Here is a 13,779-nt window from a genome sequence, read left to right on the forward strand (position 1 = left end):
GCGGGCTGCTCATTCAGGTAATGACGGATAGGAGTGACAAAAATGCCGACCCTAAGGTCGGCATTTAGCCTCGCAAGCTAATGAATTAGGCTTGTGACTTTAAGAAGTCAATCAGTTGATCAAATGGGATATCTTGTTTCTCACCCGTACGACGGTTTTTGTATTCAAATACGCCGTTATCAATGTTGCGATCGCCAATGACAACAACATGAGGTAAACCAACCAGCTCCATATCGGCAAACATCACACCTGGGCGTTCTTTGCGATCATCAAATAACACTTCAAAACCCGCATCATTTAAGTCTTGGTAAAGTTGCTCAGCCATATCCTTAACGCGATGAGATTTGTGCATGTTCATCGGCAGAATACCTACCTTGAAAGGTGCAATCGCATCAGGCCAGATAATACCGCGATCATCATGGTTTTGTTCGATAGCGGCAGCAACCATGCGGCTTACACCAACGCCGTAGCAGCCCATTAACAAGGTTTTAGACTTACCATTTTGGTCAAGTACGTTGGCGTGCATTGCTTCAGAGTAGTTGCTACCCAGTTGGAAAATATGGCCAACTTCAATACCGCGTAAAAGTGCGATAGTGCCTTCGCCACATGGGCTAGGCTCACCTTCAATAATATTACGTAAATCAAAGGCTGGTGCTTCTGGTAAGTCACGCTCCCAGTTGATACCAAAGTAATGCTTATCATCTTGGTTTGCGCCAGCGCCAAAATCGCTCATTATCGCAACGCTATGGTCAACAAATACTGGAATTTCTAGACCGACAGGGCCAATTGATCCTGGTCCGGCGCCAATGACTTTACGGATCTCGGCATCGTCTGCAAACTCAAAAGGTGACAGTACTGCATCGATTTTTTCAGCTTTCACTTCGTTGAGTTCATGATCGCCACGGATCACTAAGGCAACGAGTGGTGCTTCTTCAGTTGCACCTTTGACGATTAAGGTTTTTACCGTCTTTTCGATAGCAATGTCATGTTGCTCAACCAGCTCAGCGATAGTTTTAGCATTGGGCGTGTCGACTAAAGTCATGTCGCTGCTCGCAGCTTGACGGGTCGCTGTGGGTAACGGCGCTTCACATTTTTCGATGTTTGCCGCGTAATCGCTAGCCGTTGAGTAGGCAATAAGGTCTTCACCACTATTGGCCAGCACGTGGAACTCATGGGATAAGCTACCACCGATAGAGCCGGTATCGGCCATTACTGGACGATATTCAAGCCCAAGACGACTAAGAATATTACAATAACCTTGGAACATCGCTTCATAGGTTTCATCCATACACGCTTGATCTAAGTGGAAAGAATAAGCATCTTTCATCAAGAATTCACGTGAGCGCATGACACCAAAGCGCGGACGAACTTCATCGCGGAATTTGGTTTGGATCTGATATAAATTCAAAGGCAACTGCTTGTAAGAGTTAACTTCTTTACGAATGATATCAGTGATCACTTCTTCATGGGTTGGACCTAAAACAAAATCACGGTTATGACGATCTTGGAAGCGCAGCAGCTCAGGGCCAAATTTTTCAAAACGACCCGTCTCTTGCCATAAGTCGGCCGGTTGCACCATAGGCATTAGGATCTCAACCGCACCTGCTTTGTTCATCTCTTCACGAACGATGGCTTCAACTTTACGTAATACACGTAAACCTGTCGGCAACCAGCTATATAGGCCAGAAGCGTTACGGCGGATCATACCGGCACGAAGCATTAATTGATGACTGATCACCTCAGCATTTGCTGGGGTTTCTTTTTGTGTTGAAAGCAGGTACTTGCTAACTCGCATTCCCAATATCCAGGTTAGAAATAAATAGGCCGATATTTTAGCACCGTTAGCGCCTATGTCACCTAGTTTATTGGCGGCTTAGCACCGCGAGGTGAGAAGTCTCAGTCCTAGGTTAATGAGGCAATCGACTATCGTCGAGAAATTGTTACAAAAGCGACTTTGTTGTCGCGCTAAATTAGGGTAACTTAAATGAAGGTGGCTGCGACTTAACTAACTTTTTCAGTCACATAGGATGTGGTTAAGCTTGGACAGTTGATTGGCAAGGCATGAGAGTGAATAACCCTGTGTTAGGGAAAGGAGTGGATAAATGGAATATCAAATTACTGAAGATATTGCGCAGATGGATATCGATTTGATCCACCAAGTGATCAGCAGTAGCTATTGGGCAAATTCTATCCCAAGGGAAACATTGGAGCGTAGTATGCAAAACTCGCTGTGTTTTGCTCTGCTAAATAGTGCTGAAAACACCGTTGGGTTTGCCCGGGTGATTACCGATAAAGCCACGTTCGCTTACCTTGCAGATGTGTTTGTATTGCAGCAATACCGCAATAACGGCTTAAGTAAGCAGCTGATGGCCTACATTGGAGCACATCCACAGTTGCAGGGGTTACGGCGACAAATGCTTGCCACACGAGACGCCCACGGGCTTTACGCCCAGTTTGGTTTTGAGCCGGTGCCTAACCCAGAGATTTTAATGCAAAAATGGCAACCCAATATTTATCAGGACAGCGAAAAATGACCGTTAATATTCAAGTTAGACACAGCAGTGACAGCGATATTGCAGCCATTAAGGCCATTTATGCGCAACCTTCGTGCTATGCCAATACTTTGCAATTGCCACACCCCAGTATTGAGCAATGGCAAGCGCGATTATCAGGAACCCATGAACATTTTTATTCATTAGTGGCTGAAGTTGAGGGGGCGGTAGTGGGGCAACTAGGCATGGAAGTTTTTGCCAGCCCTAGGCGCAAACATGTCGCCAATATCGGTATGGCCGTCGATGAAAATCATCGTGGCCAGCAAGTGGGTGAGGCACTCATGCAACAAGCTGTTGAATTGGCAAATGACTGGCTGGCAATCACTCGTATTGAGCTGGAAGTTTATACCGATAACCACGCTGCTATTAGCCTATATCAGCGATTTGGCTTTGTTATTGAAGGTACCGCTAAAGCGTATGCGTTTCGTGGCGGTGAATTTATTGATGCCCACCTGATGGCCAAAGTTGGCCGTTAATCGTTTCTGTAAAAGCCTTGTAATGAGCCACAGTTGCTCATTGCAAGCGAGCTAGTCTGCGATAATTTTTTACATTTCTTATGCCACTACCGTTTGCGTAAGCTTAGATGGTAATGGTGCTATTGCGCTGAAAAATATCGTAATAATCCAGCAGCTTTCCATTAATGTGTTACCATTTGTTGGTGGTATGTAAATAAGCGTGGTTTAAGTGTGCTGCCAGCATGTGCACAATAAGATTGTTAATGTGTTTGTTCCGATTAAGGGTATTTTATGAGACTGACTCCAATTGCGACTGCGTTGATGGCTTCGCTGTGTGTTTTGCCAGTGTTAGCTGATGATAACAATGGCCTTGAAGACAATGATATTAACCGCTCAGTTAATGACTCGATTGTAAAAGCCGGTGATATGCTACAAATATTACTGCCGGCAACGGGTTACTTTGCTGCTTGGTTACATGATGATTTTGAAGGTGCCAAACAGTTGACCTACGCGACGTTAAGCACCCAGTTGATTATTCATGGTGTTAAAGAAGGGGTTGGACGTAAACGCCCGAATGAGAGTAGCTGGAACTCTTTCCCGTCAGGGCATACAGGCGCAGCCTTTTCTGGGGCAGCCTTCTTACAAAGTCGATATGGTGCATATTGGGGAATTCCCGCCTATGCGGCAGCTACATTTGTCGGCGCAAGTCGTATTCATGGCAATCGTCACTATGCGGGTGATGTTGTCGCTGGTGGCGCCACGGCGTTTTTGATGAATCAATATTTTGTCTCTCCTTATCGCACTGAAGGTGTATATATCAATGCAACACCAACCGCAGACGGCATGGCAATGGGGGTGACGGTAACCGGTGAAGCGTTTGAGTCAACTAAGCCAAAGGCGCAAAAAGTTGAGAAGTTAAAACATCGTTTAGAGTTGGGGATAGGGGCTAACTTTGCTGATAGCTCTGCACAGGCCGGTGCGGCCGAATTTTTGACTAATGATGAACTTATTGATGAAGCGCAGCCATTTTCGTACGTGAATTATCAGTATGAGCTTGGCGGTGGTGATTTTATTGAGGCTGAGTTTTTACCATCTGAAACCCGTCGTCGTGGTGTGGTTGCGAAAGACTTTACCGTGGATGGTGTCGAATATCGTGTCGGTGATGAGGTGTTGACTGCGTTTCGCCATTGGGTATTAGGCGGAAACGTTTATAAAGGTTTGTCATTAACTGATAGCCTGCAGCTGGATATTGGACTAGGCCTTTATGTACATTTGATTGGGCTTGATGTTGATCTTGATGATGGCGGCGGACGCTATTCAGATGATGAAGATTGGAAGGCGTTACCAGCGGGTACTGCCAAATTGAATTGGAACATGAGTGAGAGCTTTTCGCTGCAAACCAATTTACAGTATCAAACTTGGGAAAGTGACAGTCATTTAGTCGCTGAAGCAGGTATTAGGTACCAGTTAAACAAAGCTTGGGATATCGGCGTAAAATATAGCTATACCCAAACCGAATTAGATCAAAAAACCAGCTTTTTATATGATTATGATAGCAGTAGCGTAGTACTTACTTTTGCTAATCGATTTTAAGTCGATATAGTAAATAACAGGCCAAACAGTGTGTTTGGCCTTTTTTATGCAATTAATTGACTTACTTGTCGCGCCTATCGCCGATTATTCTCGCCGGATTACCAGCCACAATGGCATACTCAGGCACATCTTTCGTGACGATAGCCCCCATGCCTATGACGGCGCAGTTGCCAATGTTAACTCCGTCCACTATCCCTGCTTGTGCACCGATCCAAACATCTGAACCAATGATAATACCCTTTGAGTCAACGACTTGTTGATAGATTGGCTTGTCAGGTGACATGCCGTGGTTGAATGCGTAAATAGTGACATTATTGGCAATACGCGTTTGCGAGCCGATAACAATTTTGCCTTTACCACCATCTAGCGAGCAGCCATGGTTAATCGCCACTTCATTACCTAACTCAATCGGTCCGTGAAGAAAACTGTCGGCGGCAATCATACAACGCTTACCTATAATGATATCGCGTCCGGGTTCGGCAAATAGGTTAACGTTTGGCGCAATGAAACAATCTTCACCTATTTGCACCGTTTCTAGGGCTGAAAGCTGTTGTTGAATTTGCTGTTGCCAAGGTTTAGCCCAGTTTAAATGTTTGGCTTTTAATGAAAAGTATAGCCACGGCATGTAAGCGAGGCGACGCTTATGTTGGCCTTGATAGTCGATATTGCTGCTTTCATTACTGCTCATCATAATGTCTAATTACCAAAGTTAACACTGACCCGGGCGAATCGCCTCCACGATGATCTGCTCATCGATAACACGCCACAATATATCTAAATCATACAGTGCGACCTGATATTGTTTGTCATCCTGTTTAGCCCGCTTATAAGCTGGCCTTGGGTCTTGTCCTAGCACTTGTTCAATCAACATAAGTAACTGTGGATAGCGACTTTCGGCGGCTAAGGCGGCAGATTTGGCACTATCGGTAAAGCGCACCGCTAAGGTATGTGGTGCTTCATGGGCAATCCCGCCTTGTGCGTTAGCAATCGCATCGGAAAAAGGGATATAAGGTTTGATATCTAAAATGGGAGTACCATCAAGTAGATCCATTGCGCCAATGCCTAATCGTACTTTGCCGTTGACCTGGCTTATGTCACGTAATTCAACCACAGACTGGCCAATACCATTGGGTCTAAAGGTTGAGCGAGTAGCAAACACACCGAGCTTTTCATTGCCGCCTAGCCTAGGTGGACGCACAGTGGTTTTCCAGCCTTGAGCCAAGTTCTCATGAAAACTGAATAATAGCCAAATGTGCGAGTATTGCTCCAAGCCCCTGACCGCATCGATATGATTAAATGGTGCTTGGAGTTCAATATATCCATGGGCTGCTTTTACTAACCCTGGCTGGCGTGGGATACCAAATTTCTGTTTGTAGGGGGTATGGCAAATCGCCACCGCTTGCACTTGATTGGTGAATGTCATTGGGTTGATTACGCGCCAAGTTTACTGTTCGGTGGTGTTTAATGAGATGGCTTGCGCGACACAAAAAGCGCGGCTATAACAGCTCTCAGTACGCTCTTCAAACAACATGCACTTTTTAACTATCATGCCATTGGCACCTTTGTCAGCTGCAGCTCTGCGGGCAATAGTGCGGGCTTCAACAATCGATGCCGGTGCATCGTTAAGGCTGATTTGGCATGTCTCGCCTTCAACCATGCCTTTTAGCTCATAGGGAGTTCGAGGTTGCTCGCCCTCATTGAATACGCGGACATCAGATGCTTTAAAGTACTCATCAATGGCTTCGCCGTTGAGGTTGCTATTAAAGGTATAATTACCTGCACATGCACTCAATAACAGGGTACACAGCAAAGGAAGGGTGATTTTCATATAAGCATCCGTGATGAGGTTCGGTTAAAGGAAGCCGCCTACATTTAGGCGGCTTGGTAAAATTCTACCGTTTTAGATACTTTTGATAAAGCTGTTGATGGCGATTATTAAGATCAATTTGACGACCATCGATAAATAGCTGCTCTATGCGACTGGTCATAGGATCAAGTAGGTCACCTTCTGCAATGATCACATTGCCACGATAGCCGCTGGCTATATCACCCATATTGGTCACACCAAGTATCTTAGCTGCATCTAAAGTGATGGATTTTAATGCTTGCTGTTGGCTCAAACCATAGGCTGCCGCTTGCCCTGCTGCATAAGGAAGGTTACGACTGTTCCAATCTGAGCTAAAACCTAAAGCAAAAGGTATTTCAGCCTCTGCGAGTAAAGAGGGGATTTTAAAGCTCATCTCTAAAGGTTCATCGTGGCGCATTGGCAGACTAAAGGTACGGGTATAAACCACGCTGGCATTAACTTCATTAAGTAGATCAGCCAGTCGCCAACTGTCATAACCGCCGACAATGACCAACTTAAAATCATATTGCTTGGCTAACGCAACCGCTTCTTCTATTTGCAGCTGTTTATTTGCATGTACAAATAGTTGCGCTTGGCGCTGGTAAAGTGGCTGCAGCGCTTGCCAACGTAAATCGATTTTACTGACTTGCTTATCACGGTTTGCTAGGTGATAGCGTTGACCGTCGGCGAACATCTGCTCGATCTGTTTCAGCTGCTGCTGGTACTCATCGAGCTGTTCTTTGCGCTTGTCTTTATCTTGAGATAAGCGACGAATTGACGGCCAGTATAAATGAAACCCTTGAGTTGCGGGGACGAGTGCATCTTCAATTGTCCAACTATCTAATGACACTAATGAAGACTGACCGGCTAATAGATCACCTTGAGGCACCACTTGTGCATGGGTGATACCATTAACCCGCACGGTAGGGATAATTTCAGAATCAGGGTTGTAGGCGCTGACGGCGATGATCTGCGGATTACTTTGACCAACCTCGTAGACATCATTGCTGGGACGCATCATTTCAACTTCAACTAAACCTAGGCTGGTATCGAGTGCAATAACCCCTGGATAAACCTGCTTATTAGTGGCGTCGATGACAGTGGCATCTGCGGCGCTAAGGGTCGGGCCAACAGCGGTAATTTTACCTTGTTGAATCAACACATCTGTATTAGTTAACACACCCTTAGAAGGTGAGTGGACCGTGGCGTTTTTAATTAATATGTCTTGTGTCTGCGCAGGCGCAGGCACCATATCATGGGCAGCGACGCTGAGTGAACTTAGACTGAATACGGCTGCGGCTAAAGAGATCATTGTTTTCATTATTTTACACTCCCTGCGTGCTGTTGGTCCCAAGCATTGTAATGGGTATCACAATGCCATTCGGGTTCTTGTACCAACACTTCAGGTTTACCCATTTCTGTGGTTGCATCTCGGTTAAGAATTTTTTGAATGAGCGCGGCACGCTCTATATCCATGGCTTGCTGAGCTTGTCGGTTTTGCTGTTTGTCATAGTAGCGTTTACCGTCTACCCAAGTGGATTCAACTGTGGCATAAATCGACAGTGGGTTGTCGCTCCATAATACGACATCCGCATGTTTGCCTTCCTCAATAGAACCGACATAGTCATCAATACCGAGTTGGATTGCAGGATTAATGGTAACCATGTTCCAGGCATCCGTTGCACTCATGCCGCAATACATCATTGATTTGGCTGCTTCTTGGTTTAAGCGGCGCTGCATCTCATAGTCATCAGAGTTGATACTGGTCAATACCCCTTTGTTTTGCATTAAGCAGGTGTTTTGTGGGATGGCATCGTACACTTCGAATTTATAAGCCCACCAGTCAGAGAAGGTTGATGCATGTGCGCCATGTTGCGCCATTTCATCCGCTACCTTGTACCCTTCAAGGATGTGAGTGAAGGTATTTGCCTTAAAACCGTATGCTTCGGCTAAACGCAGAAACATCAGGATTTCAGACTGCACATAGGAATGAATATGTACATCGCGCTCGTCTGCTAACACTTCAGCAATCGCTTCTAGGCGATAATTAGGTTGAGGTGCAATTTGTCGGCGTTTTTCACTTGAACGCATTTTTGACCAGTCTTGCTTAGATTGACGGTAAGCTTTGGCTTCATTAAATGCTTCTTCAAATAATGATTTCACCCCCATGCGCGTTTGTGGGAAACGTTCATCGTAGTCATCGCCCCAGTTGCTTTGCTTAACGTTTTCACCCAGTGCAAATTTAATACTCTTTGGTGCTTGAGTCATTTTCAGCTCGTTGGCACTCACGCCCCAGCGAGTTTTAATCACCTGAGCCTGTCCACCAATCGGATTAGCACTGCCATGTAGTAATTGCGCCGTGGTGACGCCGCCAGCTAAGGCACGATAAAGTGCAATGGCATCGGGGTCGAGAATATCGCCAATACGGACTTCTGAGGTAATGGCATCGGTAGCTTCATTGGTGCCGCCGTTAATGGCGATATGCGAATGCTCATCAATGATACCCGCTGTAAGGTGTTTACCCTTTGCATCAATGACTTGATATCCAGAAGGCGTGGAAAGATTTTCGCCAACCTCATCTATCTTTCCGCGGGTGATAATGACGTCATGATTGGCTAACACGCCATCAGAGGTCGAGGTCCACACGGTGGCATTCTTGATATGAACTTTTTCAAGTTCTGGAGCTTGGGTTAAGCCGTAAGCGACATTGGGCTTGGTGACGCTTGATACGTAGTGCGCTTTTTCCGCAGCTTTTACTACCGCAGGTTGCGGCGCTTTAGGCGAGGCAATACCCGCTACTGGCCACTGTTGATTACTTGAATCTAACATTCTGCCACGGGCGCCTTTATCGTCAAACCACAAGGTAAAACGGCTGACTCCTGGGTAGCCTGCTTCACTGAGATCACCCGTAAATGTTAATCGACCAGCTTGATAGGCAAGCGCTTTTAGCTCAATACTTTGTTCGCCGCTACTGAGAGTGCCGCTGAGTTTGTCACCTTGCTTAAGATCTAAACTTAGATTGATATCACCCAACTGTAATAGGTATTGCTGCTCTAAATGAGCATTACGGCTATCAATGAGCTGTTGTGGTTGGCCTTGCAGCCAAACCGTGTGGATGGTTCCGTCAGTAAATAGGTTACCTTTAGTAATAACAAAATCGGCCGTATAACCAGCTTTTAGCTTGCCACTAAACTCTGCTGTGCCCACCATTTCCGCAGCATCTGTGGTCAATGCTGATAGTGCTTGCTCTTCAGATAAGCCCGCTTCGATAGCGCGGCGAATGCGTGGCCAAAACTCTTCGGCTTCAATACCGTGTTGTGTTAAGGCAAAGGGGATCCCCGCACCGGCTATGACTGCTGGGTTAGCAGGAGCACGTTCCCAATGCCTCAATAGTGATAATGGAATATCACGTTCGCTGTCGCTATCAGTAATATGCGGGGCAGCCGGGAAGTTGAGCGGTAATACTAGGCTATATTGGTTGGCTTTTATCTCATCGACTCGGGCATATTCTCGACCATTACCCACCAAGGTGCCGTTAATCTTTGCTTCTTTTAATAAGGTACTTGCGCGCAATAGATTATTGAGATTGCGGGTTTCAAATAGAACATGTTCTTTGTCAATATTGGTTAGGTTGGCTAATGCAGCATTATATTCAATATTGTTTTTTGCTTGTTTGGAATGGGCTTTATCGATATTAGCTTTATACCACTGCACATCTGAAAATGTCTGTCTTATAAGCGCAATACTGCCCATCAATGAGTTGGGGTAGTCTTGAATTGAGCTGCCTTTATCAAAGGCCATTAAATGGCTCGCTGATGCGTTATAAATCACCTCATTTGCTTTTTTATCCGCCAAGGATATGGTCGCGCCGCGGCCACGAAAAATACCATCATGAATACCAGCTTGCACCGACGTGAAGCCGTTATTGATCCACGCTTTAGCGCTGTCTTTATCTGGGTATATATAGTCGACCCAGTTTTGCTGTGAGTGGATAGCACCGTTTGCGGCATTGCCGCCAATACGTTTGATATCCGTCACCGGACCAGAGCTTGATTGTTCGGGATACTGATAGTCAACGCCGTACTCAGTAAAGGGATCGATAAAGCCGGGATAAATAGTATATCCGCGCATATCCACCACGTACGCCCCTTGAGGCACCTCATTGTCTTTTACCACTGCTTTGATTTTGTTGTTCTCAATAATAAGCGTGGCATTATCAAGTTGCTTACCTGGCTCGAGCATTAACCTCGCATGGGTTAGTGCAGTGAGTTTTGGTGTGTTATCAGTGAGTTGCGAGTTGGCGTGTAGGCTAGGACTAAGTGTAATACCTAGCAAAGCGCAAGTTAGCGCAGTTTTATTATTGTTATGCATATATAAAATGAGTTGATAAGTATGGCCTAGGTTGTCAAAGAATATCGTAATTAGTGCTGAAACACCAAAGTGGATTTGTTACGGATAGTGTCAACGGCTGTGCTTAAACAAAAAAAGCCGAATTGATTCAATTCGGCTTTTTAAATTCGATAAAACAATCGTCGTTAGATTAGGAAGTCATCCATACTACGACCTTTATCTAATTCATTTTTGAATACTGTTGGTGTACGGCCTTGGCCAGTCCATGTAATGGTTTCACCATTTACTTCAATCTTATATTTCGCTGGACGTGGAGCACGTTTTTTAGGTGCGGCTTTTAATGCTGCTGCGCCTAGGTCATCTACTGATAAACCAACTGCTTCCATTTGTTTACGAATTTCATCAATCTTGGCATTACGCTCCGCTAATGCTTCAGATTCAGCGGCAATTTTTGCCTCTCTATCTGTGATGATTTTTTCAAGCTTACCCGATAGCTCTTTTAATTCATCAATTGATAACTCTTTGACTGCCGCTTTAAAGCGACGGCCGTGAGTTAATATATCTAAAAAATCGCTCATAATAATAGTGGTCCTATTTATGTAACTTTGTTTATTTGTATCACCGCTAATAATAGAAAGGATTTAACTCACAATCAAATAAAAGTTTAAAATATGTACGTATATAAACAAAAAATAATCAGGAAATAGTCTTTTTATATAAATAACGACTTATTCGGGTGGTAATAATCAAGTCGGCAAGTTCTCAATACAAACGTGCGTTTGAATCTCTATTGACGTTAACGTCAACAGCACGTAAAGTGACTGCTATTCTGTATAGCCTAAGCTGTACCATTGTATGAGACCGAGAGACGTATAAAAGGAAGCCTTATGAAAGTTTTGGTGCCAGTAAAACGTGTCGTAGATGCAAATGTAAAAGTCAGAGTGAATGCTGATAATACTGCTGTCGACACGGCTAATCTAAAAATGGCTATTAATCCATTTTGTGAAATTGCTGTTGAAGAAGCAGTACGTTTAAAAGAAGCAGGCGTTGTCAGTGAAATTGTCGTTGCGACAGTAGGCCCTAAAGCTGCGCAAGAACAACTTCGTACGGCAATGGCATTAGGTGCAGACAGAGGCATCCATGTTGAAACAGATGACAGCTATTGTGCACTATCAATTGCAAAAATCCTCAATGCCATTCAAACCAACGAACAAGCAGAGCTGATTATTCTCGGCAAGCAGTCTATTGATGGTGATAATAATCAAACCGGACAAATGCTGGCGGCATTAGCTAAGTTACCACAAGCGACATTTGCTTCAGAAGTCAGTGTTGCCGACGGTGCGGTTAGCGTTACTCGTGAGATTGATGGTGGTTTACAAACCATTAAGATGCCACTTCCTGCGGTGATCACCGCTGATCTGCGCTTAAATGAACCTCGTTATGCCAAATTACCCAACATTATGAAGGCGAAGCGTAAACCACTTGATACCGTGTCTGTAGACAGCTTAGGGGTAACCTTAGGGGAGCATCAAAAGGTGATCAGTGTTACGCCACCTGCTGAGCGTCAAGCGGGTGTTATGGTGGGTTCAGTTGAAGAGCTGGCTGATAAGTTAAAGAACGAAGCGAAGGTGATCTAATGACAACTTTAGTAATTGCAGAACACGATAACCAAAGCTTGAAAGCAGATACTGCCAAAGTTGTAGCCTGTGCTCAGGCAATCGGCGCTGATGTGGATGTACTTGTGGTTGGTGCTAATTGTGCAGCGGCAGCAAGTGAAGCGGCTAAACTTAATGGCGTATCTAAAGTATTGGTTGCAGACGCTGACGCTTATGCCCATGGCTTGGCCGACAATTTGGGCGAGCTTATCAGCGGGATTGGAGCTGATTACTCTCACATTTTGGCGAGTGCATCGAGCTTAGGTAAAGATGTATTACCCCGCGTAGCAGCACTGCTTGATGTAGCGCAGTTGTCTGAAGTGGTTGAAGTAAAGAGTGACGATACCTTTGTACGTCCTGTTTACGCTGGTAATGCGATGGAAACAGTACAAAGTCTTGATGCAAAGAAAGTCATGACAGTGCGCTCTAGCGCGTTTGATGCTGTGGCCAGTGACGGCAATGCAGAACTGGTTACGCTTGATACTGTGATTGAAAGCCAAGTGAGTTTTGAATCACAAAGCTTGACTGAGTCTGAGCGTCCTGAGCTTGGCAACGCTGCAGTGATTGTTTCTGGTGGACGTGCGTTAGCAAGCAGTGAAAACTTTGCCATTTTAGAGGCCTTGGCTGATAAGTTGGGTGGTGCATTGGGCGCGTCTCGAGCGGCGGTTGACGCAGGGTTTGTTCCTAACGATCTGCAAGTGGGTCAAACGGGTAAAATTGTCGCGCCTGATTTGTATATTGCTGTGGGGATCTCCGGTGCCATTCAACACTTGGCTGGCATGAAAGATTCAAAAGTGATTGTGGCGATTAACAAAGACCCAGAAGCGCCTATTTTTCAGGTGGCTGATTATGGATTAGAAGCGGATTTGTTTGATGCCATTCCAGCATTAACTAAGTTGGTCTAAGCTAAATATCAATAGGTTGTAATTGTAAGGTTATAGCCTTGGTGTCAGCATTATTATTAGTGTGACATCGATCACATCAAGCGGTTTTGAGGTGGCATCCTCAAAGCCGCTTATGTTTTGATGAGCCTCACGTTTTCAGCCTAGGTTGAGAACGTCCTGAAAAGTAGAGGTGCATGAGATATAAGTACCTGCAGCGAGGGTGATGCCTAAGACCTGCAAGGAAAGGATTGAATGCCGAAGTTGTTACACTCATCAAAGTTAACTGCTGGGGCTGTCCTCGAATAGAGACAGCACTGCCATAGACTTCTTATCCGGATGATAAGAAAATGTTATACCTATATAATGCTGGGTATTACTATGGAGCGCTACTGAAAGGACAGGTGTTTTTGATATCTTCATCCATATCCCACCAGTTCAGTCGCC

Annotated in this window: 12 protein-coding genes and 1 riboswitch; of the genes, 5 read left to right on the forward strand and 7 right to left on the reverse strand. The window is 45.1% G+C overall.

The genetic code is table 11. The features are described from left to right. Positions 1-85: 85 nt before the first annotated feature. Positions 86-1,795: a proline--tRNA ligase gene (locus tag FLM48_RS07130; RefSeq protein ID WP_028772265.1), complete on the reverse strand. Its 1,710-nt coding sequence runs from the start codon at positions 1,793-1,795 to the stop codon at positions 86-88. A gap of 307 nt (positions 1,796-2,102) precedes the next feature. Here FLM48_RS07130 and FLM48_RS07135 point away from each other — a divergent pair, with 307 nt between their 5' ends. From FLM48_RS07135 to FLM48_RS07145, 3 genes are all read left to right on the forward strand, one after another. Further along, complete coding sequence (locus tag FLM48_RS07135) at positions 2,103-2,534, forward strand: GNAT family N-acetyltransferase (RefSeq protein WP_179024175.1); 432 nt, start codon at positions 2,103-2,105, stop codon at positions 2,532-2,534. Next, on the forward strand, positions 2,531-3,028 hold the full coding sequence (locus FLM48_RS07140; RefSeq protein ID WP_179024176.1) for a GNAT family N-acetyltransferase: 498 nt from the start codon (positions 2,531-2,533) through the stop codon (positions 3,026-3,028). The genes FLM48_RS07135 and FLM48_RS07140 overlap by 4 nt, the downstream gene beginning before the upstream one ends. 270 nt (positions 3,029-3,298) lie before the next feature. Next, positions 3,299-4,600: a phosphatase PAP2 family protein gene (locus FLM48_RS07145; RefSeq protein WP_179024177.1), complete on the forward strand. Its 1,302-nt coding sequence runs from the start codon at positions 3,299-3,301 to the stop codon at positions 4,598-4,600. A gap of 61 nt (positions 4,601-4,661) precedes the next feature. Here the strand turns inward: FLM48_RS07145 and FLM48_RS07150 are convergent, their stop codons facing one another. The 6 genes from FLM48_RS07150 to FLM48_RS07175 all read right to left on the reverse strand — a co-directional run bounded on the left by FLM48_RS07150 (position 4,662) and on the right by FLM48_RS07175 (position 11,374). Further along, positions 4,662-5,291, reverse strand: a complete 630-nt coding sequence (locus FLM48_RS07150; RefSeq protein ID WP_372847456.1) for a DapH/DapD/GlmU-related protein — start codon at positions 5,289-5,291, stop codon at positions 4,662-4,664. A gap of 18 nt (positions 5,292-5,309) precedes the next feature. After that, complete coding sequence (tsaA, locus tag FLM48_RS07155) at positions 5,310-6,023, reverse strand: tRNA (N6-threonylcarbamoyladenosine(37)-N6)-methyltransferase TrmO (RefSeq protein ID WP_179024178.1); 714 nt, start codon at positions 6,021-6,023, stop codon at positions 5,310-5,312. A gap of 21 nt (positions 6,024-6,044) precedes the next feature. Further along, positions 6,045-6,428 carry an Rcs stress response system protein RcsF gene (gene rcsF / locus FLM48_RS07160; protein WP_179024179.1) on the reverse strand — a complete coding sequence of 128 codons (384 nt, stop codon included), beginning with the start codon at positions 6,426-6,428 and terminating at the stop codon, positions 6,045-6,047. 64 nt (positions 6,429-6,492) lie between these two features. After that, positions 6,493-7,767 (reverse strand): amidohydrolase, encoded by a 1,275-nt coding sequence (locus tag FLM48_RS07165; protein ID WP_179024180.1) that lies wholly within the window; start codon positions 7,765-7,767, stop codon positions 6,493-6,495. Then, on the reverse strand, positions 7,767-10,817 hold the full coding sequence (locus FLM48_RS22850) for an amidohydrolase family protein (protein WP_179024181.1): 3,051 nt from the start codon (positions 10,815-10,817) through the stop codon (positions 7,767-7,769). The genes FLM48_RS07165 and FLM48_RS22850 overlap by 1 nt, the downstream gene beginning before the upstream one ends. A gap of 164 nt (positions 10,818-10,981) precedes the next feature. Continuing rightward, positions 10,982-11,374 (reverse strand): H-NS family nucleoid-associated regulatory protein, encoded by a 393-nt coding sequence (locus FLM48_RS07175; RefSeq protein WP_028772274.1) that lies wholly within the window; start codon positions 11,372-11,374, stop codon positions 10,982-10,984. Positions 11,375-11,683: 309 nt separating this feature from the next. On the opposite strand from FLM48_RS07175, the gene FLM48_RS07180 reads away from it, so the two are divergent. Together FLM48_RS07180 and FLM48_RS07185 are read left to right on the forward strand one after the other, a co-directional pair. Continuing rightward, positions 11,684-12,433, forward strand: a complete 750-nt coding sequence (locus tag FLM48_RS07180) for an electron transfer flavoprotein subunit beta/FixA family protein (protein WP_028772275.1) — start codon at positions 11,684-11,686, stop codon at positions 12,431-12,433. After that, the gene (locus FLM48_RS07185; protein ID WP_179024182.1) at positions 12,433-13,356 is read left to right on the forward strand and encodes an FAD-binding protein; all 924 of its coding nucleotides are present in this window, start codon (positions 12,433-12,435) and stop codon (positions 13,354-13,356) included. Before FLM48_RS07180 ends, FLM48_RS07185 begins: the two co-directional genes overlap by 1 nt. A 156-nt stretch (positions 13,357-13,512) precedes the next feature. Then, positions 13,513-13,732: riboswitch (Lysine riboswitch) on the forward strand. Positions 13,733-13,779 lie beyond the last annotated feature (47 nt).

Source organism: Shewanella sp. Scap07, assembly GCF_013394145.1.
Taxonomy (GTDB): Bacteria; Pseudomonadota; Gammaproteobacteria; order Enterobacterales; family Shewanellaceae; genus Shewanella; species Shewanella waksmanii.